Genomic DNA, 22,045 nt, shown 5'->3' with positions numbered 1-22,045 from the left:
TAGACTAAAATCAACCCGCTTTACGACGGATATTAAGAAATAATCAACTCAATCAAATGGAACAACCGATTTCATTGTTACTATAGTTATCCTTACGGCGGTCTTTGGGTTTTAAATTGATAAATTGTTAGATATCCCGGACACAGCGAACACAGCTACTGGTGTTCGTGTGGTCGTCAACTAAACTGCCATAGTTGAAGTTCAGAATGCAACGGCTATCGTTGGCACCATTGGAGACCGAACTACTCCAGTACCAATTGCTGGTGAACTTAGCACCGAGCGATGTTGAGGCCGCCTCGTCATCCGTTGCATTCGTATTTGTTCCCTTACACTTTGTCCACATAGCAAACAACTCGATATTTGTAGGCAAACGCCAACCAGTTCCTTTTGCCGTACAGTAATTCTTGGCTGAACTATCGTTATATATATATGTAGAAGCACTCTGAGTCGCCTCCACCTCAACAGTATAAGGAGTAGATATTGTAGCAGTTGAAGAGACGCCTTTATAATCACTGCCCAATGTGCCAGTAACCGTCCCACCATCATAATTAAATGGAGGATACGAAGTAAGATTAGAGTGAGCACTCTTATAAGCATCCACTAAGTCCTGATTAACCGTAACAGAGAATGTTACCGTCGGCGGTACCGGTGGTTCGAACCCGTCGAGATCGTCGCCTGCATCCGACCAGTCGGCAACGGTGAGGTCGAAGTCGATATGATAATCGTCTGCTTTCGATATGGTAATCGTGTAACGATGATTCGGGTTCACTTCGATATGGGAGCCTGTGCCGTTTACCTCCTGTTTGAAAGGAATTTGGTAAGACACTGTTTTTTCGGGGTCTGTTTCGTTCATCCTGTATGTTCCTTCGAGTATGATATATCCGTTGTCCGCCTGTGGGCTGGGATAGGAGTAGAAAGCGGAAGCGGTAACACCTGCATTGGCATTCGTTAGTCCGGTGAAGGTACGTGCCGGTAGTGTGATAAGGTCTGCCGGGTCTGCTGGAGTTGTACCGAACGGCTTCGTCGGGAAGAAAGTCGTTCCGCGACGTGCGTTCCCCATCGAAATACCGGTGATGGTGAATCGGCTGTCGGCAGCGTTGTTCACGACATCGAAACGGGCGACGGTGCGCGTCAGTTTGAAACCAGCCTGCAAGTGTGAAAAAGACTCGAAGTCTGTCAGGTCGAGCGGGATGGTGTAGGCTCCCGACATAGGGAGGGGCGATACCAACACATCGGCAGGTGTGGCAGCGTCGAGCAACAGACTGTGGAATGTCAGAAACTCTGTTTCTGTAGGGACGCCGACTGTCTGGACGGTTGTACCCGCCTGTCCCGGAGTGGTGAGGGATAGCGGTTTGAAGTCGCCGTCCTGCATCACTTTTCCTGTAGTTCCGACTGTTGTGCCTTGACCGATTGTTCCGGTCGGGTCTACCAATTCCGGCTGGTTTGCTACTGCATAGAGTTTTACGAAGAGTCCTTTTTGCAGTTTGAGACTGACGGAAGCTTCTTTGCCGTCGCCTGGCTGTTCGAGGTCGATGGGTGTCGCTGTTGCGGGCAGGTCATCTGGGTTTTCTCGATAGGCGAAGCGTTCCTGCAGGGTGTAGGTACCGTCTTCTGTGTCCGAACCGAATGCGTAGACATCGAGTGAGGCGATCTTGTTTTCCTCTACTGTGGCGATTTCGCCTGCTTTCGTCCCTTTAGCCAGCGACAACTGGTTTCTGAGAGTGACAACGACCTCCCTTCGGGTCGGGTCATCCCCGTCAGACGGAGATGAAGGATTGCCCGGCAATCCTTCATGGTTTTCGCTTGTACAAGCGACTCCTGTCAACAGGATCGCTGTTGAGAGGAGAAATTGTTTTAATACTAGTTTCATTTTATATCAATTACATGGTTAATAATAAACTATTGTAATTGACATGAATGTGATTGACAAAAGTAGTTGACAGTTGACAGCTGAATTAGTTCACTGTTTTTATCCAGACTTGTTTGCCATCGAATGTGATGGCCATCCGGAGAATATCGGTGAAGCCGGCGGCCTGTAAGGTTACAGCATATTGCTTGTTTTCGATCTGTTCCAGAGCCGAGGCGAGTGCTTGTTCGACCGTCTCTTTCGGTCGTAGCCGCTTGAGTTCCATAATAATGGCCTGCCCCTGTCCGTTTTTCGGTCGTAGCATGATATCGTAACGCCCGAAACCAGCCTCACGGTTGCTGCTGATCTCGTAATCGGACATACCTGCCAGCAGGCCGAGCATAAACGCCTGATAGACCTTTTCCGGATCACGTCCGGAGGTGTCATAGTAAGATAGCGAATTTACCAAAAAGTCATTCAGTAGCTCTTCGAAGTATTCGATATCTCCGATACGCAGCGCTTGCAGCATTCGTTCGAGACGGTCGTTTTTTACCGGGCCTCCGTCTATCCAGCTTTGGATAATTGTCGAGAATACGGTGGAAACTTCTCGGTTGGGAACCTCCAGTTCGTATTCAGTCAGACTGTTACTGAGCAAGACCGGATCAGTAGCTTTCAGGTAACCGCTGAAAAGCATGAACGACCAGATGTTGACCGGCTTGGCTAGCAGATCCGGAAAAGCCAGTTTGTCGTTTATCACGCTACGGATCGTATCGCCTTGTATCAAGGCTTCCACACCGTCGCGTATCTGTGCGGGGCCGTCGGCCAGCAGATGGCGTAACAAGACGTCGGAACCGGTGTTTACCCAGTAGGGGGCCAATACGCCACCTTTGTTAATGTAGGAAAGCACCGACCAGGGGTTGTAAACAGTCTCGCCGCCAAACAGGTAGCCGTTGTACCATTCTTTCACCTCCTTTTTCCGGTCACCCAACGAGTAATCATCGAGCATCCGATCTGTCTCTTCTTGCGTAAAACCAAAGGAAGTACACATCGGAGTTTCAAGAATAGTATCTACGTCTATATTATTCAGTCCGCTGAATATTGACTCCTTGCTTACCCTGAGAATCCCCGTGATTACGCCGCGGAAAATATCCGTATTGTCTTTGAACACGGTACTCATAAAGTTGCGCATAAATCCGATCATCCTGTCATAGTAGCCTTTATCGAAGGCTACGTGTATGGGAGTGTCGTATTCGTCTAGCAGGACAAGCGGAGGCATACCCCAGTAGGAAGTAAGCAGTTCCGATAAAATCTTCAAAGCTGTTTCTAACTGGTTTTGTGTAGCTTGCCCGTGATAGACAGCCTCAAACACCGCTTTGGGAACAGGTCTTATCTCCAGATTGTCGAGAAGATAATCATGGCGTTCGAATTCGGTAGCCAGTTCACCGGCAATTTTCTCCAATACCCCTTCAAAAGTATCTGCCTTGCAATCTTTCAGCGTAATCATTATCACCGGATATTTCCCCTGATACTTATCGAAATCTTTCCATCTTTCGATACTTTTCCCTTTAAACAGCGGACGATATGCATTACCTTCCGTCTTCTCGAAGAAGTAACGTAGCGTAGAAAGGTTGAGCGTCTTACCGAAGCGGCGCGGACGCGGCAACAGGGTGATCAGGCTCCCGTCTTCTACTATCTGGCGGATAAAGTCTGTCTTATCCACGTAATAATAATCTTCGCTGATCATCAGCTTGTAATCGCTGATGCCTATCGGTAACTTTTTTCTATCCATAATTGTCCTGTTTTAAAAAGGTCTTACAAAGATAAAATAATTAACCGATAAATAATGAGTGAATATTACTCTTGTCAATCACATCATGTCAAAGAACGTTTTTTTGCCTCATTTGTGAGGTCTTTGTTAGTAATGAGAACGGTTATTTCTGGATACAACGTACCGAGTAACCGTTGGCACGGTCGTTCGTGTTCGTCTCCAGGTCACCTGCGCTATTGAAGTACACGTAGCCGGCATAGGCGCTAGCCGGAGACACAGACGACGACCAGTAGAGGCCGCTGATGCCCTGACCGTCGGAAGCTCCAGCACTGTTGTTGCGGTAGCCCGCTGCAGGCAAGATAAGGTTCTCTCCGCTTTCTTTTCCGGGAATGATTAAGCAGAAGTTGCTATTATCCCAAGTCATACCGGATGCACCATGTGTCTGACCTGCACCGATCATGATCCATTCACCCAGGGTCGGAACACGCCAACCTTCAGGGCAAGGATCGGCATCCGTTTTAACGACATCGCTATTTCTCGTACCTTCATTAGCGTTCCAAAGCTGCTGATACCAGGCTCCTTCTACCATGGCGTCATCTTCCGGATTTGGATTACCTGCTCCATTGATCTGCAACCAATTGTATTTTAACTCGCTAGTGCCGATGATGAATTTACCGTCCCATTTAGACATATTAGCAAGATCAGCCTGTTCCGGACGGCCTAAAAGATCAATGTCTGCTAAATCGTTCGTACAGGTCGTTGCATTGTTCGTAGCAGCGAAACCATACAAACGACCCCACTGGAATAACTTACCGGCATCTTCTGTAATGTCCGTATTGGCATCCTGGGTCGCTTTGTTCTTTGCCGTTTTAGCCCCTACATTGATAGGTGCCCAATACCTGTCATCCCTCATTTTTACGGCGGCAAAACGTACTGTTTGTCCGGCAGCCGGATCCAGATAAGTGACCGATGATGCTCCTCGGTAGATTTCCAGTTTCGTTTGTTCCTGCGGTGCATCACCCCATTTGACAGTGATGTAGCCGATATGGACTTCGTATGGCTTTTGATCTGTATCGGCGCTGTTGTTTGCTGTTATAGTGACTGTTTTTGCAACCCCGGTAGTAGCCCTTGTGACAGGAGCGATCGTGATCCAGTTGTTATCGCCGTCACCATAGGTCGGCTCGTATTCGGGAGTGGTTTCGATGGTGACCGGCTTGTTGTTGATATGGGTGACTGTCAAGGTGAATGTACCGCCGTCCACATCTACACGTATTTTGTCGTCTCCGACTTCTGCTACATCGGCACCATCTGCGGTGAATGTTATCGGTAATACCGGTGCTTCCGGCTTAACGATGATGCCACCGCTGCTTGTCCAGTCTTCGATTTCGAAGGCGGCTGTCATTGTGGTGCTGGTGACGTCGATGATACGCAGTTTGTAGCGGTTGTTGCGTAGGATGGCGATGTCGGCAGTGGTTCCCGTAGCGTCGTCCGTCTTTTGAAGGGGGACGGTATAGGTAGCCGGTTTATCGCTGTTGGTTACCGGGTCGTGATATGTCCCTTTGATAATCAGGCTGGCCTTGTCGGTATCGAGTGTGGGGTAGGTGTAGATGGCACTTTCTGTTACTCCTGTATTGGCATTCGCTAAGGCGGTGTAATCCACCTCTTTGTATTCCATCAGAAGGGGAGAGGTGGTCAGATCTGCATCGACTATTGGTGTCAGTGTGCCGCTACTCCAAAGTGTACCCGTCTTGCGTCCCTGTTTGAGGGCGATAGACTGGATGGTCAGGTTGGAGGTGCGTGCGGTGTTGTCAATATCGAAACGGGCAACGACACGTTTCAGTTCGATCTTCACGTTCGAGACGGTTCCCAGCATCTTTGTTGCGCCGTCACCGGTCATTAATAATGACGGGTACAAAACCTTGTTTGCGGTAAGGGCCTTTGTATACGATTGCAGGAAGGTTGCTTCGTCGGTGGCGGCATCAAAATTGTCGCTACTAGTGAATGGGGTAAGTGTCAGTGCGGTCGCTCCGTTTTCCTGATAGAGATCGTCTTCGCGGTTTGCCACGAGGAAGAGTTTCAGATAAGGGTAACCTGCTACTTCGGTGGGGAAGATCGAAGCGTTCCATTCGGAACCGGATGCTTGCAGGAGAAACTTATTCAGTACTTTGTCGTTTGCCGCTGCGCTTTCCCATTTGTCGAGGTATCTGTATGTACCTGCTTGTGCGTCAGAGGCAAAGATATAGACATCGAGGTTCTCTATCTTGTTTTCACTTTCTGAGGCGATGGCTTTTGTGTAGTCTACACCTTCGCCGTTGCCTGCGATAACCAACTGTATTTCGTTGGCAGCACCCTTCAAGGATATTTCACCGTCGACGGGATCGTTGTTGCATCCCGTACAGGCGATGGCCAGTGCCGGGAGCAGTAATATGTTCTTTAGTTTTATATTCATTTTATTATGTGTTAATTCAGGTTCATTATACCTTTTATTACTTGTTAGACCAAAATCAACCCGCCTTACGACGGATATTAAGAAATAATCAACTCAATCAAATGGAACAACCGATTTCATTGTTACTATAGTTATCCTTACGGCGGTCTTTGGGTTTTAAATTGTTAGATATCCCGGACACAGCGAACACCCTGATTGCTGCCCGTGTAGGCGTTACCGAAACCGCCATTGCTGAAGTACAGTTCGCAACGGTCACTGCTGTAACCATCGTAGACCGAACTACTCCAGTAGCCATTGCTGCTGAACGAAGCACAGCCATTATTCTGTAATGTTGTCTTATTATCATATATAGCCTTTAATTCAATCATAGTTGGCACACGCCAACCGGAACCTTTACCGCTACAATAACTTATAGCAGTAGCATAATCAGAATACGATCCCCTCTCTGTCTTCTCTACTTCTATAGAATACGTTTTACTCACAGTACAACTAGAAGATACACCATTCCTATCCGAACCTGTTGTACCAGTAGACGCACCTCCGTCGTAATTAAATGGAGGATACGCAGTAAGATTTGGCTGAGCATTCTTATAAGCATCCGCTAAGTCTTGATTAACCGTAACAGAGAATGTTACCGGAGACGGCGGTACCGGTGGTTCAAACCCGTCGAGATCGTTGCCTGCATCCGACCAGTCTGCCACGGTGAGGTCGAAGTCTATGTGATAATCGTCTGCTTTCGATATGGTAATCGTGTAACGATGATTCGGGTTCACTTCGATATGGGAGCCTGTTCCGTTTACTTCCTGTTTGAAAGGGATTTGGTAAGAGACTGTTTTTTCGGGGTCTGTTTCGTTCATCCTGTATGTTCCTTCCAGGATGATATATCCGTTGTCCGCCTGTGGGCTGGGATAGGAGTAGAAGGCAGAAGCTGTAATACCGGTGTTGGCATTCGTTAGTCCGGTGAAGGTACGTGCCGGCAGTGTGATAAGGTCTGCTGGGTCTGCCGGAGTTGTGGCATACGGTTTCGCCGGGAAGAAAGTCGTTCCGCGACGTGCGTTTCCCATCGAAATACGGGTGATGGTGAATCGGCTGTCGGCAGCGTTGTTCACGACATCGAAACGGGCTACGGTGCGCGTCAGTTTGAAACCTGCCTGCAAGCGTGAAAAAGACTCGAAGTCTGTCAGGTCGAGCGGGATGGTGTAGGCTCCCGACATAGGGAGGGGCGATACCAACACATCGGCAGGTGTGGCAGCGTCGAGCAACAGACTGTGGAATGTCAGAAACTCTGTTTCTGTAGGGACGCCGACTGTTTGGACGGTTGTACCCGCCTGTCCCGGAGTGGTGAGGGATAGCGGTTTGAAGTCGCCGTCCTGCATCACTTTTCCTGTAGTTCCGACTGTTGTGCCTTGACCGATTGTTCCGGTCGGGTCTACCAGTTCCGGTTGGTTTGCTACTGCATAGAGTTTGACGAAGAGTCCTTTTTGCAGTTTGAGGCTGACGGAAGCTTCTTTGCCGTCGCCAGGCTGTTCGAGGTCGATAGGTGTCGCTGTTGCGGGCAGGTCTGCCGGGTCTTCGCGGTAGGCGAAGCGTTCCTGCAGGGTGTAGGTACCGTCTTCTGTGTCCGATCCGAATGCGTAGACATCGAGTGAGGCGATCTTGTTTTCCTCTACTGTGGCAATTTCGCCTGCTTTCGTCCCTTTAGCCAGCGACAACTGGTTTCTGAGAGTGACAACGACCTCCCTTCGGGTCAGGTCGTCCCCGTCAGACGGGGACGAAGGGTTGGATAACCCTTCGTGCGTTTCGCTTGTACAAGCGACTCCTGTCAACAGGATCGCTGTCGAGAGGAGGAATTGTTTTAATACTAGTTTCATTTTATATCAATTACATGGTTAATAATAAACTATTGTAATTGACATGAATGTGATTGACTAAGAGTGTAGGGAAGTGAGTTCGATTTTGTCAGAAATGAGCTATTTCTCTTTACAAGGCTTTGCCTTGTGCCGCAGGCTCTATTTTGCCGTCGGTTTTAACCGACGGATATAAAAGACAGGAGGCAAAGCCTCTTCCTTTGTGGGCTTAAGCCCCTTTAAACAGGGACTACCATTATATCTCAAAGGGGTTAAAACCCACAAAGGAATCCGGCAAAGCCGGGGCATTAATCTATCCGTCGGTTAAAACCGACGGCAAAATAGAGCCTGCGGCATGAGGCGGAGCCTCATAAAAAAGACTCACCTTTTTCTATCTCCGAGCGCGAACCGCCCTTACAGGCGCCGGTTGTTGTCAATCACATCATGTCAAAAAACGCATTTGCCTCCTTTATGAGGCGTTTATATCGACAGGCTCGATAAGCACTTATCGAAGGCTTCGATGTTCCCGTATCGATGGTATCGATAAACGTTTATCGACCGGGTCGATATGGACGTATCGAAGCCTCCGATGAAAATTATTCGATCACCGGACGATCGTCTTCGCCGGAATCACCTCCGGATCCTACTGTCAGGAGCTTTTTGTATTCAATGGTACGGGGCTCCTTCAATAGCTGTTTGTTGGTACTGAACTGTGTCACGATGCGTAGGGTGTAGTTTCCGTCGGCCAGAGCCGGAACGCGGGCTATCAGCTTGCTGGGGTCGTTCTGGGTGAGACGGCGGGCCACTTTGGTCGTTGTACCGTCTTCGGCAACAAAAAAGACACCGGCCACGGCATCGTCGCCGGCTATTTTAATGCTGTTGCCTGCGATCATGATATCGTCGTTCGGGGTGATCGCACCGTTGGTCGCACCGGTCAACGTATCGGTGACAAGACCGATACCGGCTGTCTCGCCTTTGGCTCCCAGGTTGATCGTTTTCACTTTTGCCAGGGCTTCGCGTACGGATTTCGTCAGAATGATGTCGAATGTCAGTTTGTGGATGGCCGGGTCGAACGGGGCTTCCGGACTGTCGAACGCACCTGTGATGCGCGGGATAAACTGGCAGAGGTCTGTCATCACACTATTGCCGTTCAATAACGCTTCGAGGATGATCTCGTTGCTTTGCGAGGTGACCGAAAGGAGCGTCGCATACTTGAGCTCGGAGCCGGTACGCTTGATTTCCTTGGCAATGTCGTCATTGCGCAACGTTTTCGGGCCGGATTTCACTTCGGCAACACAGTCTTCCGTATTGTCCTTTGTCAATGGGTTGTCACGCAGGGTGAATTCCCAGTAATGGTCTTTTTCGTAATTGTCCATAATGTTTTATTTATTTGTTTATCCGATAACGCCCCCTTCGCTCCAGTCGGAAGCGGATGCGAAAGTGACGGTTATTTTGTCTTTATAAATGCTGATCAGTATATCGAATTCCTGCTTGATGTTCCGGTTCATATCCATCGGTAGCGAACTGAAAAACTTATGCAGGTCGAGTTCTTTGACGATCTGCTTTCCGTTGCGCCAAAGGCTCCATAACTGGTGGGTGCTGCCAGTGTAGCGGAAGGTGGTGAACTGTCCTTCCACTTCCTGGTCGTAGGTTATTGCCGCCTTAGTCTCGTGATTGACCAGCGTGTTGTTGCTGATGCCGGGAATGGCGTAGACCCCGTCGCCCGAAGGGAGATCCGTTTCCCAGCCTTTGATGAAATCGTAGCGCGCGGGGATATCTTTCAGTTGCATCCGGTAGGTTCCTCCGGCTTCGGGCCGTTCTTCATCTTCCATCCAGCGGACGGTGACAGAGAGAAGGGCATGAGCATGGGAGAGATAAACACGTTGCCGGCAGGGGAGCCCGTCTTCTACGGTAAAGGTGGCAGTGCCATAGTACAGACGACCTACGTTTCCACGGAATCCGGGAGGTACGCCAGCCTGTTCGGCACTGAGCCGGAGAGAGCCTAGCTGCGGATTGCCTGTTGTTTCGATGTCGCTGTTTTCCATATTTCCCCAGGTCGTTACCGTGTAGTCGCCGGCGGGTAGTTTGGCTTCCCAGACGGTGAGGCTGTCGCCGCGCAGCATATTGGTGTCGAGCAAGCGGCCTTCGGCATCGAAAAGATATTGCCGGAGGTTGTTGGCATAATGCGGAAGCTGATTGTCGGAGCTATTGCCGGCATACCAATATTCGATATGGGTGCGGTCGGGACAAATGCATAATTCGTCGTCGAAGGCACAGGAGTCGAGTACCATCAGCATGAGATGGCATACTATACAGAGCGAATATGTTTTTGGGTTCGTCTTATTCATGTCCGGTATCCGATTCTCCGTTTTCAATCTTTTGTAAATTCGCCCTTGCTTTTAGCGGTTCCACGCCTATCGCTTTGCGGAACCAGACGGCTGCTCCTTCCGGATCGCCTTCCAGCAGGGTCAGTACGCCCATATTGTTCCAGGCACGGGGATCGTCTTCCACTTTGCTCAGATAGTTCCATGCCGCTTTCAGGTCACCATCCAGCATTACGGCGGAGGCTGCGTTGACATTGGCTACCACATCCTGCGGGAAATGGAAGGCTGCTATTTCGTATACTTCCCTGTACTGTACGGTGCCGGGACGATAGTAGCGTGCCACTTCGTACATTTCTTCGAGGCTGAGCAGTTCGGGATGCGAATAGATCAGCGTGGCGGCATCTTTTGTCTCTACCCGTGCCACGTGGTAATCTACGGCTACTTCGAGGCGGCGCAGGAGGGGGAAGAGGTCGCGGCAGAGCTTCTTATATACGTTGCCCGGCAATTCCATCAGTTGTTTTTCCCGCCCTTCAAAGATGCCGTTCTGCCGGATCGTTTGCAGTACTTCCTGCTTATAAGGCGGATCGACTTGTTCGAGCAGTACGACCAGGCCGTCCCAGTCTTCGGCTACCGACGAGACGTTGAAGAGCTTCTGGGGAAGCCGGTAGGTGCTTCTTATATAATGGGTGAAATATTGAGAACGGTTGGACGAAAGCTCTTCGTTGTGTTTATAGGGGCCGTCGGGCGAGGCGTATCCGCATATATCGATCTGTTCTATCTTTGTATAGCCACTTTCCAGTACAGGAGTCAGCAGGCTGTCCATCTTGCCCAGTTCCTTGCGGTTGTTTTTGAAGTCGGGGAGGATCTCGAATTTGCCTAACGGATAATCTATATATAAGGTTGCTTTTCCGGAACGTTGCTTGCCGTCTTTTTCCGGCAGTGGAGTAAGGAAAGAGACCATAGGTATGCAACTTGCCAGCATTTCACCGGAAAGGGCAACCGTCGTGCGACCCGGTTTTCGTGTTTGGTGCGGAGCCGCGGAAGGTGCAGGAATGTCCGGGGAGGGGATGTTGCTCAGGGCGAGATTGCCTGTCAGTGTATCCGTCCCCAGCAACCGGAGGTCGCAGCAGTCTTTGATTTCTTGTTGAAGCAAGAGGGAGGCATGAGCCATCCACGAGGTGTAAGGAATAGATACCGTATAGTCTACCAGTTTCGGCTTGTTCCCCCGGAGAATACGGTAAGGAACAGGAGCGTCTTTTCCCGATAAAGTCTGTTCGCGTTGGTCGTAGCGGTAGCGTTTTGCTCCGCTGACGACGACCGGAGGCAACGGTAACCGATGGGTCTTATCTGCCAATACCGGTGTGAAAGTCAGTGCCGTCAGACTGCCAGTCTTTATATTGTTCAAGTCCATCGAGAGGATAAGATGCAGGCTGTCGTTGTGAACGCTGATTTCCTGCGGAATAATGCGGAACTCCTGTCCACCGGCTTTATCGGGAAGGAGAAGGAGTAACGTAAGTATATATACTAATAGATGTTTCATAAGCTCGTTGTTGTATTAGCGTAGGAAGTAAATAATGGAAAGTCCTGCCCGTGTGGGACCGATGTAACTGCGTGTGTAGAAGCCGGTCGGTTCGGCGCATTCAACGCATTTGTAGCGGGTATATTCCATCCGGGCATAGCCGGCTCCGATGGTAGCCTCCAATCCCCAATGACGTCCGATAGCCCAGTGATAGCCGTAGGATAGTCCGCCTCCGTAGAGGGTGCCGCGTAGTTCGTGTTGCTCCAGGTTGGGAATAAAAGGGATTTGTCCGATATTGAAATGACCGTAATGACCGTGCAGGCCGATAAAGTGTCCTTCGAATTTGCGACAGAACCAGTAGCGCACTTCCGGTTGAGCCAGGTAGAAGTTGAGATGCATTTTATTATTGAACTTCCAGGGATTGTAGGCTCCCCATATATCGACAGAGAACTTTTTTCCGATGCCGATCTCTACACCGGCATTAGGGCTTGCCGTTGCCAGAAACAATACATTTGTTTTCAGTGCAACCTGCTGTCCGGATATGCTGACAGTGAACGGAAGTAATAATAGTAGCAGTAAGGAGAACTGTTTATACATGTTGTTTTCTTGCTTTATGTCCGTTCTGTCTCTTGGTAAGAGACGGAACGAAGAAAGCAGGAGGTGTGTGATGCTTTGACTATATGGGAAGATTTTTATAAAGGAAAAGTGGTTTATAAGCTACGGTGAAACAAAATGGTAAACAAAAAGTGTATAAATAAGTACTGGTTACGATTGACGCTTTTTAGTAAGGCTTAAAAATCAACCGGAGTTGATCTTCTTTCCGTAAGAAAAGTAAAGAGTTGAATGAGTAAAAACATAAAACAATTTGTAAACAGTTAAATTACAGTAGTTTAAATGATGGGTAACTAGTTAAAATCAGGATATTGGAGAATGTAAGGAAAGATTTTACTGAATGGTTCCTTCCCTTAAAATATGTATTCATATTGACATCCGTATGAATATTAAGGCTTCTTTGTGCAAAAAACGGATGAAAACTTAGAGTTTATCAAAAAAGGTTATTACATTTGTGACGTTTTAACAGACACTATATCTCTTCGTTCCGTCTCTTACCAAGAGACAGAATACCCATCCGAATATCTAAAAGCATTCATATTATTTTTGTGTTTATACTTCATTTTACCGTATATTACCACATCATTCGCGTGATCCAGTCGCGGGTTATCGAGTAGACCGATATAGATAAGCGTCACTTTCGTGGAAGAATGCCCCAGTCCTTTAGAGATAAGTTCTATCGGAACTCCCTTTTGATTGGCAATGCTGGCCCAGGTGTGACGGGCTACATAGGTTGTGAGATTTTCCACGCCTACCAGTTCTCCCAGTTTTTTTAGCTGTTTGTTTTGTAGCCGGAGGGCACTTTCATAATTGATATAAGTGGCATCATCGCTGAGTATGGGGAATAGTCTCCGGCGACTGTTGGAGGCATAACGTTTTATGATTACAATCATTTCCGGAAGCAGACGTATCTTTAATTCCTGTCCGGTTTTCTGCCGCTTATAGGTCAATGTATCCCCTTTTATGTTTTCCTTTTTGAGGTGGGCGAGGTCGATATACGACATGCCCCGTGCATAGTAGGAAAAGAGAAACATATCGCGGGCGAATTTCAGGGCGGGCGACTGTAATTCCTTGTCGGTAAGTTTGGCCAGCCGTATGATCACCTTTTCTTCTACGGCACGTTTGGCGGTCTTCTCCACCCGGGTATTGACCTGTGAGAAAGGGGAGGAGGCGTTGGGGATAAGTCCGGTTCTGACCGCCTTGTTCCAGCAGGATTGTGTGATACGGAGATAGAAGGAGACGGTATTGGGGGCGAGTCCTTTTTCGATAAGCCAGGTTTCCAGCTGTTTCACTTTCGTTTCGTCGATATCGTCCAACCGCATGTCTTTCCCTTCCGAAAAGAGAGTAAGCGTATTGAGCGTACTGCGGTAATGGCGGGAAGTGGCTTTCTTCCCCTCCCGGGCAAATTGTGTGCTGAGTTGTTCCATAAAGGAATACAGGGACCTCTTATCTTCGTTTTCCTTGCAGGCCGACAGCAGGTTGGCAACCGACAGGGTGTTGTTCCTCTCCAGAAAACGAATGAGATTGAAGAGGTACTGCTGCCGTTCTTTTATTTGGGTATCTAATGAATACAGGTGCAATACTTGTTCCGGCGGAGTGCCGGGAGGTATGCGGATACATCCTTCTTGTTCGTCCCATTCGTTGTCGGACAGTTTGATCCCCAAAGGTATGCGAGCCACTTTGCGGCAATAGATGATTTGCAGGTAAACGGGCATAGGGTGAGCCGGTTTCACAGACTTCTTTCGTTTGATCTTTACTGAAATTTTACTCATAACAAGTTCTTTTATAATAAATATAAAGGTAACGCCTTGTCTGGAGAAATAGTTTAAACCTGAGAAGAATGTTTCATTCTGACAAATACTGAACTTTTCTATCTAACCGTTGGGCTATCACAAAATAATATCTACATTTGCACGTGAACATATAAAACACTGTAACTATGAAGTATTTAAATCCAAAAGCAGATTTGACGTTTAAGCGGGTATTCGGCCAGCATCCTGATCTGGTGATGAGCCTGCTCAATGCATTGTTACCCTTGAAAGAGGGCGAAGAGATAACCGAAATCGAGTATTTACCTTCCGAGATGATACCGGAAAATCCGTTGCGTAAATATAGTATTGTAGATGTCCGTTGCAAGGATAAGAAAGGCCGCCAGTTTTTGGTCGAGATGCAGATGCTATGGTCGCCCGAGTTCTACCAACGCGTACTGTTTAATGCCTCAAAGGCTTATGTACGACAACTGAAAACAGGGGAAACATACGAACTTCTGCAACCTATCTACTCGCTTAACCTGGTAAATGATGTCTTTGAACCGAAGCTGGATGGTTATTATCATCACTATGAACTGGTACACGTAGAGCACAGCGACAAAGTGATCGATGGCCTGCAACTGATCTTCGTGGAACTGCCCAAATTCACTCCACACACCTATTCGGAAAAAAGAATGCACGTTCTTTGGCTTCGTTACTTGACGGAGATCAACGAATATACCCGTCAGGTACCCGAAGAACTTCTTTCCGTTCCGGAGATAAGTAAAGCTTTGAGCGAACTGGAAGAATCTGCCTTCTCCGACGAGCAGTTGGCTGGCTACGAACATTTTTGGGATGGTATCAGCGTAGAGAAAACAATTTACAACAGTGCCATCCGCAAAGGGCTAGCTGAAGGTGAAGCAAAAGGGAAAGCTGAAGGGCTGGCTGAAGGTGAAGCAAAAGGAAAAGTAGAAGGAAAGCTAGAAGCCTTGTGCCAGACAGCTGCCAACATGAAACGTATGGGGATGGAAGTTGCCGACATAGCAAAATGCACAGGGCTACTGATTGAGGAGATAGATGAGTTATAGAGAGAAAGTTCCAATTTAGAAAAAACTGAGTCTTTTATGAGGCTCCGCCTCATGCCGCAGGCTCTCTTTTTCCGTCGGTTTTTAACCGACGGATAGATTAAATGCTCCGGCTTTGCTAGGTTCCTCTGTGGGTTTTAACCCCTTTGATATATAATGCTAGTCCCTGTTTAAAGGGGCTTAAGCCCACAAAGGAAGAGGCTTTGCCTCCTGTCTTTTATATCCGTCGGTTAAAAACCGACGGCAAAATAGAGCCTGCGGCATGGGGCTTTGCCCCATAAAAGAGAATGAGACAAATAGGCTCAAAACTGACAAGAATTGAACCATTCACGTTTATTATTTCTATCTGTACTTTTAAAGCATATTATTTCCAAATAACCCCTTCTTCCGTTATCAATAAGATAGATAATTCACCTTTAGGCAGGAGTGGAGTGCAATGTTCATGGCATCTTTTCAATAAGAGATTGAAGAATGCTTCTTGTTCTTCTGCAGGAAGCAATTGCCATAGTTCGCGGGCTAACGTGATGGTGTCGATCTTTTGGATTGTGTCTTCGGCACAGCCTGCCTGATGCGCCAAATCTTTCAGGAAGTCTTTATTCATCACTACCTTTTTACTGTGCGTATCGAGGAAGCCTTCGGCCAGTTTGACTGCTTTACCGATCATGATACCCATAACTACCTGGGAGAAGTCAAGCGATGAGGCTATCTTTAGGGTTTCGCCAATAAAGTTTCCGTAATGAACGAATGCCTGTGGAGGCAGTTCGGGGTAACGGGCTTTCAGATACCGTTCGCTTTTAGCACCGGAGTTTATTATGAGTGTCGTGCAACCGATGGCTTTGGCAACTTCCGTTTCTTTACGGATGGAGGCGATAAAAGCATCGGTCGAGAAAGGGCGTACGATGCCCGATGTCCCGATAATGGAGATACCGCCGACAATACCCAGTTTCGGGTTGAATGTTCTTGCTGCCAACTCTTCACCTCCGGGAACGGAGATAGTGACTGTCAGTGTGCAGGCTTCTGTCGTTTTTGTATTATGGGGAATAGATTGTCGGTATTCTTTTAAAACGGAAGTTAGCTCTTCCGTCATCATCTTGCGGGGTGTTGTGTTGATAGCAGGACCACCGACTTCCAGTCCCAGACCAGGTAATGTAACTGTGCCAACTCCCGGACCTGCGACAAAACGGATGGGAGCAGAGGCGGGTTCTTTCGAGAGAGTCACCTTCGCTACGATTTTAGAGCCGTTGGTCACATCCGGGTCGTCTCCGGCATCTTTGATGACTGAGCAGATGGCACTGTCGCCTTCCCATTCGGTTTCTGCAACAGGTAAAGTGATCAATTCGCCTGATGGTAAAGTGATGGAGGATTGGGTTTGTTTCTCTTTGCAGAACAATGCGATTAGTGCCGCTTTGGCAGCAGCAGTGGCACAAGCTCCGGTCGTGTAGCCATGATGCAAAGGGAAGAATTCCGGCAATAACCGTTCTATTTGTTTGCGCAATCCGTCTTCTCCGTAAACAAAGTAGAATGTTTCGGGAAGTGCCGGACGCTTAACGACAAATACTGGGATCGAACGTTTACGGGCGGCAGCTACTTTTTCCGTGAAATAACCGGTTTGTCCGCTTTCTTTGGTGATAATGGCATCCGGCTGTAGCCGATCCATCCATTCGCCGGCATCATCTTCCTCCTGATAGAAAAGCAGACGCTCTGATGGAAATCCTTGCTTCATGGCAATGGCGAGCGATTCTTCCCGTTCGAGTATACGGAACCATGTGGGATATTTTTCCCACATGGGACGGAGAGGAGCAATGGTATTTACTCCGGTCAGTGCAAGCAGCCGGCGGATACCTTGTTCACTTAACTTATGGATGGCATCGTTGTAATCGTCGCACCAGATCAGATCGTTCTCGCGCGGCGGATAACGCCGTTCGTAGCGGATAACCGGCAGTTGGAGAGCGGTAGAAACTTCGGCTACCGTTTGGTGTAGGGCGGAGGCAAAAGGGTGTGCAGCGTCGATCAATAGACGGATATTGTTTTCGCGGCAACATATCTCCATCGATGCAGTATCCATTCCTCCGGTGAGACGGATACCGTGCGCACAGTCTATTTCCTGAAGTGTCCCTTTAGTCGAATAGTAATAAGGGGCACTTCCTTCATCGGCTATGCGGACGGCAGCGCGCCCTTCTGTCGTTCCTCCCAGTATCAGTATCATTATTTACGGAACAGGTGTTTGAATTCGTCGGCATACAGTCGGGAAAGGCCTTCGCGGTTGTCGATCGCGTCACCTACGACCAATAGTGTGGTCAGTGTCAGGTTATTCTCTTTCACGATCTTCGCCAGGTCTTTCAGTTCTCCGCGATAAATACGCTCATCTTTCCAGGTTAGCTTGTAGCAAGCAGCAACCGGTGTAGTGGGAGCATAATGCTGGAGAAGTTCTTCCTGTACCTTGTCGGCTATGCCTGCACTCAGATAGATACACATCGTGCTCTGACTGGCGGCCAGTTTATGCAACTGTTCCTTCTCTGGCATCGGCGTGCGGCCTTCACCACGGGTAAGGATGATAGTCTGTACCTTTTCCGGGATGGTGAACTGCGAGCGCAAGGCGGCAGCGGCGGCCTGGAAAGAAGAGATGCCCGGCGTGATGTGGTAACTCATATCATATTGATCGAAGAAGTTCATCTGTTCCTGTATCGCTCCGTAGATGCAGGGATCGCCGGTGTGCAAGCGTACGATGAATTTACCCCGGTCGTAAAACTCTTTCATCAGGGCGAATTGCTCGTCGAGGTTCATATCGGCAGAGCTGCGTACGGTGGCTCCCGGTTTGGCACAGTAAGTCAGTTCCTTCGGGACGAGACTTCCGGCATACAGGATAAGGTCCGCTTTCTCAAGCATCCGGCGGCCACGGATAGAAACCAGTTCCGGATCACCCGGTCCGGCTCCGACTATTTCGATATGTCCCTGCCGGCGAACTGATTTGTCCATAGCAACAGCGAAAGTATATTCGTTGCCTTCACCCAGACTTCCTTTTTGCTTTTCCAATAATAGCAGACCACCTCCGGCACTGTAAATAGCGGCAGCTTCGGAAACGCTGGCCGATGCTGTCGCCTCCTTTACGCGGGCTGACGGATTGGGAACGGAGATCTTATTTAATGTCTCCGCCGGATAGGTCTTGAACGGACAATCCATAATAGCGAAAGCCAATAGGGCGAGCATGGCCTCGTCCTTCTTTATATCGATGGATGAAATATCGACGATCGACTCGGGACAGATATTATTATCGATCAGTGTCCCGATGATATGTTGATGAAGCTCTACCGGATCTCCTTTTATATCTTTCCGGCAACCGATACCGATATGTAATACTTTCGGGAAGAAAGAAACCATCATTACTTCGGCCTCATAGATAAACGGTCCGACCGTTATCACCAGGGCGAATTTATCGAGCGGTATATCTGAAAATTTATTGAATAGCTGAACATGATCGGGACAAGTACTTTCCAGATATTCCGTTCCCGGATCGCGCACGTCGAGCAACAAGGCTGTCGGCTTTTTATTGACGAAGGCGGCGATGCAGGCGTTCATGGCATTCTCGTTGTCGGTCAGGTCGTCGGCTACGACAGACCAGCCGAATTTCTCGGCCAGCGTATCCAGTGCCCACAATCCGGTGTTGTCGCTCTGGGTCGTAATGATGGCATTACCGCCGAGAAGTTGCGCCAGTTCTTTGCTCAGTTCGTTTGCTCCTCCGATATGTCCCGACAGGACGGGGATGATATATTTGCCTGTACTGTCGATGCAGACCACAGCCGGGTCGGTATGTTTATCCATAATATAGGGAGCGATGCATCGAACGCAGATCCCCATCGCACCGATAAAGACGATAGCATCCACTTTCAGGAAAAGATCTCCCATAATAGAGTCGATCGATTCCATCAAAACTGTTTCTTCTTCTGACTCTTTGCTGTAAATAACAGCATCAGTATACTGCTTTTTTATTTGACGTGCCAGGGGTAGACTACTTGTAGAGACTACCACAATAGCTAAAGATCGTTTATTCATTGTTCTCCTATTTTGCTTCTTTAAATGCCTTTAGTATGACTATCGGGTTATAATCGCCGACGGTTATATGTAAAGGATCATCCAGTTTCAATCCGGCTTCAAGAACCGAGTCGATAAATAATTTTTCGCTTTCTTCGGATACGGAGTTGAAAACCAGTAACCCGTCGGGTGCCAGATAGCGGGCTACCTTATTTACTATCTCTTTCAGCTTTCCTCCGTGACCACCGATAAAGACTGCATCGGGTGCCGGCAGGTCGGATACCTCTTCTTCCATAAAGTCGCCGATATGTACATCGATGCCGGGAGCACCCAGGCGGGAACTGTTATTTTCCATCAGTTGCCAACATTCCTTACGGATCTCAAATGCATGGATATGCAGGTGCGGATATTGTCGTTTGGCTTCGATGGAAATAGAACCGGTACAGAAACCTATGTCCCAGAAATGATCACACATAGGCAACATCAGGGCACTCATGTCGAGAATACGGATCGGTGCTTTTGTGATCATCCGTTCGCGTCCGTCAAGTAGTTCGAACATCTTGTCGGGGATTCCCAATGGACGGTAAGTAATGTCGTTATACATCCGTTCCAAGATCACGCAGTTAGGACTGTCGATCGGATGCTCTTCAACTTCTGACAGGGCGAGTGAGCGTGAGACACGTTGTTTCTCCGGATTGCCTAAATGTTCGCCTATATACATTTTATACTGTGTGAAATTGTATTTCAACAGACGCATGGCAATGGCGGCCGGTGTATGCACATGGTCGGTCAGGATACCGATCTTACTTCTGTTCTCTATCAACGCACGATCCAGTTCATGCCAGGGACGGCCTGTAAGAGGAACCATAAGCATATCTTCGTAAGACATTTTCAATTCATGCGAAAGCATTTGCAAAGAGTTGAACGATGGTATGATCGTTACTTCGGCTTCCGGCATGCGCTTTAATATGGTTGAAGCAAATCCCGAGAATAAAGGATCACCCGATGCAAATACAACGATCTTCTGGTGATATTCATATTCTGCGAAAACTTCGGACAGAGGTGCTTTTATATCGATCCATACAGCTTCGGGAGGCAGGAACGGCCGGAGCAGTTCATGATGTCGTTTTCCTCCTGAAAAGTGGGTGTTGCTATTGATGATATCCTGTATATCTATATTGTAGCTGATATACTCTTGATTATCGGGCATACCGATAACGATAAATTGTGTTCTCATACGTCTCTTCCCGGTTTTAAATTAATAGCGTCGTTATAACAAAGTATAGAATTTACTAGTGTGGCTGCCAGGTTACTGCCGCCTTTTCGTCCCTCAACGATCAGTTTAGGGATGGAGACGAACGGTTTTACCATATGTTTGGACTCCTGTACATGCACAAAGCCGACAGGTGCGGCAATAATGCCGGCCGGGGTCGCTTTCCCTTTCCGTATCAGGTCGCACAATTCCATAAGGGCTGTCGGTGCATTACCGAATACATATAAAGCGTCCGGATGTTCGCTGACGGCCACACGGATACCAGCCTGTGTACGGGTGATCCCTTTTTCAGAAGCCAGGGCCATTGCCTTTTCGTCAGACAGATAGCATTTCACTTCTATGCCCATGCGTTGTAAGGCTCCTTTACGGATACCGGAGGCAGCCATGGTGACATCGGTGATGATGGTGTGTACCTTTCCGCTATTAAGTAATTCGTAGAGGGTTGCCACAGCGTTGTCGTCTATCCGCAATACGTTTTCCATGTCGAAATCGGCAGTGGTATGGATTGCGTGCAGTAAGGCCCATTTCTTGTCTAATGGAATATCTTTGTTCTTTAATTCTTTCTCGATTGTCCGGAAACTGCGTATCATGATATCTTGTCCGATACCTGTTTCTTTTTTACCCATCTTGATCTCTCCATAATAGCCGCGTGGGGTTATCATGTGATTATCGAATTGATATGTCTGGGAGTTACCGATGATGATCACAGTAAACATATCCACTTGTTCGGGATCGAATTCGGCCAGCGTGGTGATGGTGACAGTCTGTTCCTCACGTCCTGCCTGGCGGACAAAACCGACAGGTGTCTGCGGGTCACGTTCCTGCAGGAAGAGTTCGATAAGGCGGTAGAGCTGCCAGTAGCGGCCTTCGCTTTTGGGATTGTAGATAGCCGTGATAAAGTCGGCAGAGGCAGCGGCTTTGATCCGTTTCTCTATCATTTCCCAAGGTGTCATCAGGTCGGAGAGGGAGATCACACAGAAATCGTGTCCTACCGGAGCACCCAACAGAGAGGCTGCTTTCTGGAAAGCACTGATTCCCGGAAGTACTTCGATCGAAATATCGCTTCCTTTTTCGCGTTTCATCTCGTAGATAAGGGGAGCCATGCCATAAATACCGGAGTCGCCGGAACTGATAACTGTTACCACATGGCCTTCGGTAGCATAATTATAGGCTTCTTCTGCCCGGACTTTTTCGCGTTTCATCCCCGAGTCGATACAGATTGCATCGGGACGGATCGCTGATTCAACAAACTGAAAGTAATATTTATACCCGACGATGACATCCGACTGACGGATGGCAGACAGAACTGCCGGAGTAATATCAGATTCGCTACCAGGACCGATCCCGGCTACGATTATTTTCCCTGTATTCATCTTTTAGCTTTGAGTTATTGATTCTGATTTTATCAGTACCAACAAAGATAATGTATTTTATTGGTATAATAGGATTATATATAGCCTTCAATTCTGTTTTTTCATCCGGTACAAAAGAAAATTCCTTCCGAAAGAAAATCAAGTTTCATTCGGAAGAAATTGGAATTGCATT

General features: G+C 48.2%; 14 protein-coding genes. 1 reads left to right on the top strand and 13 read right to left on the bottom strand.

Annotation, left to right across the window (positions count from 1 at the left end; genetic code table 11):
• Positions 1 to 127: 127 nt before the first annotated feature.
• The 9 genes from BQ7394_RS12190 to BQ7394_RS12150 all read right to left on the bottom strand — a co-directional run bounded on the left by BQ7394_RS12190 (position 128) and on the right by BQ7394_RS12150 (position 14,137).
• On the bottom strand, positions 128 to 1,870 hold the full coding sequence (locus tag BQ7394_RS12190) for an Lcl domain-containing protein (protein WP_082211876.1): 1,743 nt from the start codon (positions 1,868 to 1,870) through the stop codon (positions 128 to 130).
• Positions 1,871 to 1,955: 85 nt separating this feature from the next.
• A complete protein-coding gene (locus BQ7394_RS12185) occupies positions 1,956 to 3,635 on the bottom strand; it encodes an AAA family ATPase (protein ID WP_075557687.1) in 1,680 nt (559 codons plus the stop codon).
• Positions 3,636 to 3,777: 142 nt separating this feature from the next.
• Positions 3,778 to 6,063, bottom strand: coding sequence for an FISUMP domain-containing protein (locus BQ7394_RS12180; protein ID WP_075557686.1), 2,286 nt, complete (start codon positions 6,061 to 6,063; stop codon positions 3,778 to 3,780).
• Positions 6,064 to 6,227: 164 nt separating this feature from the next.
• A complete protein-coding gene (locus BQ7394_RS12175; RefSeq protein ID WP_075557685.1) occupies positions 6,228 to 7,934 on the bottom strand; it encodes an Lcl C-terminal domain-containing protein in 1,707 nt (568 codons plus the stop codon).
• 572 nt (positions 7,935 to 8,506) lie between these two features.
• A complete protein-coding gene (locus BQ7394_RS12170) occupies positions 8,507 to 9,286 on the bottom strand; it encodes a DNA-binding domain-containing protein (RefSeq protein WP_075557684.1) in 780 nt (259 codons plus the stop codon).
• Between the two features lie 18 nt (positions 9,287 to 9,304).
• Complete coding sequence (locus tag BQ7394_RS12165; RefSeq protein ID WP_075557683.1) at positions 9,305 to 10,258, bottom strand: FimB/Mfa2 family fimbrial subunit; 954 nt, start codon at positions 10,256 to 10,258, stop codon at positions 9,305 to 9,307.
• Positions 10,251 to 11,774, bottom strand: a complete 1,524-nt coding sequence (locus tag BQ7394_RS12160) for a DUF3868 domain-containing protein (protein WP_075557682.1) — start codon at positions 11,772 to 11,774, stop codon at positions 10,251 to 10,253. Before BQ7394_RS12160 ends, BQ7394_RS12165 begins: the two co-directional genes overlap by 8 nt.
• Before the next feature lie 15 nt (positions 11,775 to 11,789).
• The gene (locus BQ7394_RS12155; RefSeq protein ID WP_075557681.1) at positions 11,790 to 12,350 is read right to left on the bottom strand and encodes a DUF3575 domain-containing protein; all 561 of its coding nucleotides are present in this window, start codon (positions 12,348 to 12,350) and stop codon (positions 11,790 to 11,792) included.
• Positions 12,351 to 12,859: 509 nt separating this feature from the next.
• Positions 12,860 to 14,137: a site-specific integrase gene (locus BQ7394_RS12150; protein WP_075557680.1), complete on the bottom strand. Its 1,278-nt coding sequence runs from the start codon at positions 14,135 to 14,137 to the stop codon at positions 12,860 to 12,862.
• Between the two features lie 167 nt (positions 14,138 to 14,304).
• On the opposite strand from BQ7394_RS12150, the gene BQ7394_RS12145 reads away from it, so the two are divergent.
• Positions 14,305 to 15,201: an Rpn family recombination-promoting nuclease/putative transposase gene (locus tag BQ7394_RS12145; RefSeq protein ID WP_075557679.1), complete on the top strand. Its 897-nt coding sequence runs from the start codon at positions 14,305 to 14,307 to the stop codon at positions 15,199 to 15,201.
• A gap of 361 nt (positions 15,202 to 15,562) precedes the next feature.
• On the opposite strand, the gene cbiD is transcribed toward BQ7394_RS12145, so the two are convergent.
• Genes cbiD through cobJ form a run of 4 tightly spaced genes read right to left on the bottom strand, consistent with a single transcriptional unit; the run spans position 15,563 to position 21,873 of the window.
• Positions 15,563 to 17,404 carry a cobalt-precorrin-5B (C(1))-methyltransferase CbiD gene (gene cbiD, locus BQ7394_RS12140; protein ID WP_075557678.1) on the bottom strand — a complete coding sequence of 614 codons (1,842 nt, stop codon included), beginning with the start codon at positions 17,402 to 17,404 and terminating at the stop codon, positions 15,563 to 15,565.
• Positions 17,404 to 19,248: a precorrin-4 C(11)-methyltransferase gene (cobM, locus tag BQ7394_RS12135; RefSeq protein WP_075557677.1), complete on the bottom strand. Its 1,845-nt coding sequence runs from the start codon at positions 19,246 to 19,248 to the stop codon at positions 17,404 to 17,406. The genes cbiD and cobM overlap by 1 nt, the downstream gene beginning before the upstream one ends.
• A gap of 7 nt (positions 19,249 to 19,255) precedes the next feature.
• A complete protein-coding gene (gene cbiE / locus BQ7394_RS12130) occupies positions 19,256 to 20,464 on the bottom strand; it encodes a precorrin-6y C5,15-methyltransferase (decarboxylating) subunit CbiE (RefSeq protein WP_075557676.1) in 1,209 nt (402 codons plus the stop codon).
• The gene (gene cobJ / locus BQ7394_RS12125) at positions 20,461 to 21,873 is read right to left on the bottom strand and encodes a precorrin-3B C(17)-methyltransferase (protein WP_075557675.1); all 1,413 of its coding nucleotides are present in this window, start codon (positions 21,871 to 21,873) and stop codon (positions 20,461 to 20,463) included. Before cobJ ends, cbiE begins: the two co-directional genes overlap by 4 nt.
• Positions 21,874 to 22,045: the final 172 nt, after the last annotated feature.

Source organism: Parabacteroides timonensis (genome assembly GCF_900128505.1).
GTDB classification, from domain to species: domain Bacteria; phylum Bacteroidota; class Bacteroidia; order Bacteroidales; family Tannerellaceae; genus Parabacteroides; species Parabacteroides timonensis.
This window is presented reverse-complemented; position numbering and strand designations above follow the sequence as displayed.

Bases quoted from the DNA above. Each gene is read 5' to 3' on its own strand.
- BQ7394_RS12190 (WP_082211876.1), bottom strand. From the start codon at position 1,870: ATGAAACTAGTATTAAAACAATTTCTCCTCTCAACAGCGATCCTGTTG.
- BQ7394_RS12185 (WP_075557687.1), bottom strand. From the start codon at position 3,635: ATGGATAGAAAAAAGTTACCGATAGGCATCAGCGATTACAAGCTGATG.
- BQ7394_RS12180 (WP_075557686.1), bottom strand. From the start codon at position 6,063: ATGAATATAAAACTAAAGAACATATTACTGCTCCCGGCACTGGCCATC.
- BQ7394_RS12175 (WP_075557685.1), bottom strand. From the start codon at position 7,934: ATGAAACTAGTATTAAAACAATTCCTCCTCTCGACAGCGATCCTGTTG.
- BQ7394_RS12170 (WP_075557684.1), bottom strand. From the start codon at position 9,286: ATGGACAATTACGAAAAAGACCATTACTGGGAATTCACCCTGCGTGAC.
- BQ7394_RS12165 (WP_075557683.1), bottom strand. From the start codon at position 10,258: ATGAATAAGACGAACCCAAAAACATATTCGCTCTGTATAGTATGCCAT.
- BQ7394_RS12160 (WP_075557682.1), bottom strand. From the start codon at position 11,774: ATGAAACATCTATTAGTATATATACTTACGTTACTCCTTCTCCTTCCC.
- BQ7394_RS12155 (WP_075557681.1), bottom strand. From the start codon at position 12,350: ATGTATAAACAGTTCTCCTTACTGCTACTATTATTACTTCCGTTCACT.
- BQ7394_RS12150 (WP_075557680.1), bottom strand. From the start codon at position 14,137: ATGAGTAAAATTTCAGTAAAGATCAAACGAAAGAAGTCTGTGAAACCG.
- BQ7394_RS12145 (WP_075557679.1), top strand. From the start codon at position 14,305: ATGAAGTATTTAAATCCAAAAGCAGATTTGACGTTTAAGCGGGTATTC.
- cbiD (WP_075557678.1), bottom strand. From the start codon at position 17,404: ATGATACTGATACTGGGAGGAACGACAGAAGGGCGCGCTGCCGTCCGC.
- cobM (WP_075557677.1), bottom strand. From the start codon at position 19,248: ATGAATAAACGATCTTTAGCTATTGTGGTAGTCTCTACAAGTAGTCTA.
- cbiE (WP_075557676.1), bottom strand. From the start codon at position 20,464: ATGAGAACACAATTTATCGTTATCGGTATGCCCGATAATCAAGAGTAT.
- cobJ (WP_075557675.1), bottom strand. From the start codon at position 21,873: ATGAATACAGGGAAAATAATCGTAGCCGGGATCGGTCCTGGTAGCGAA.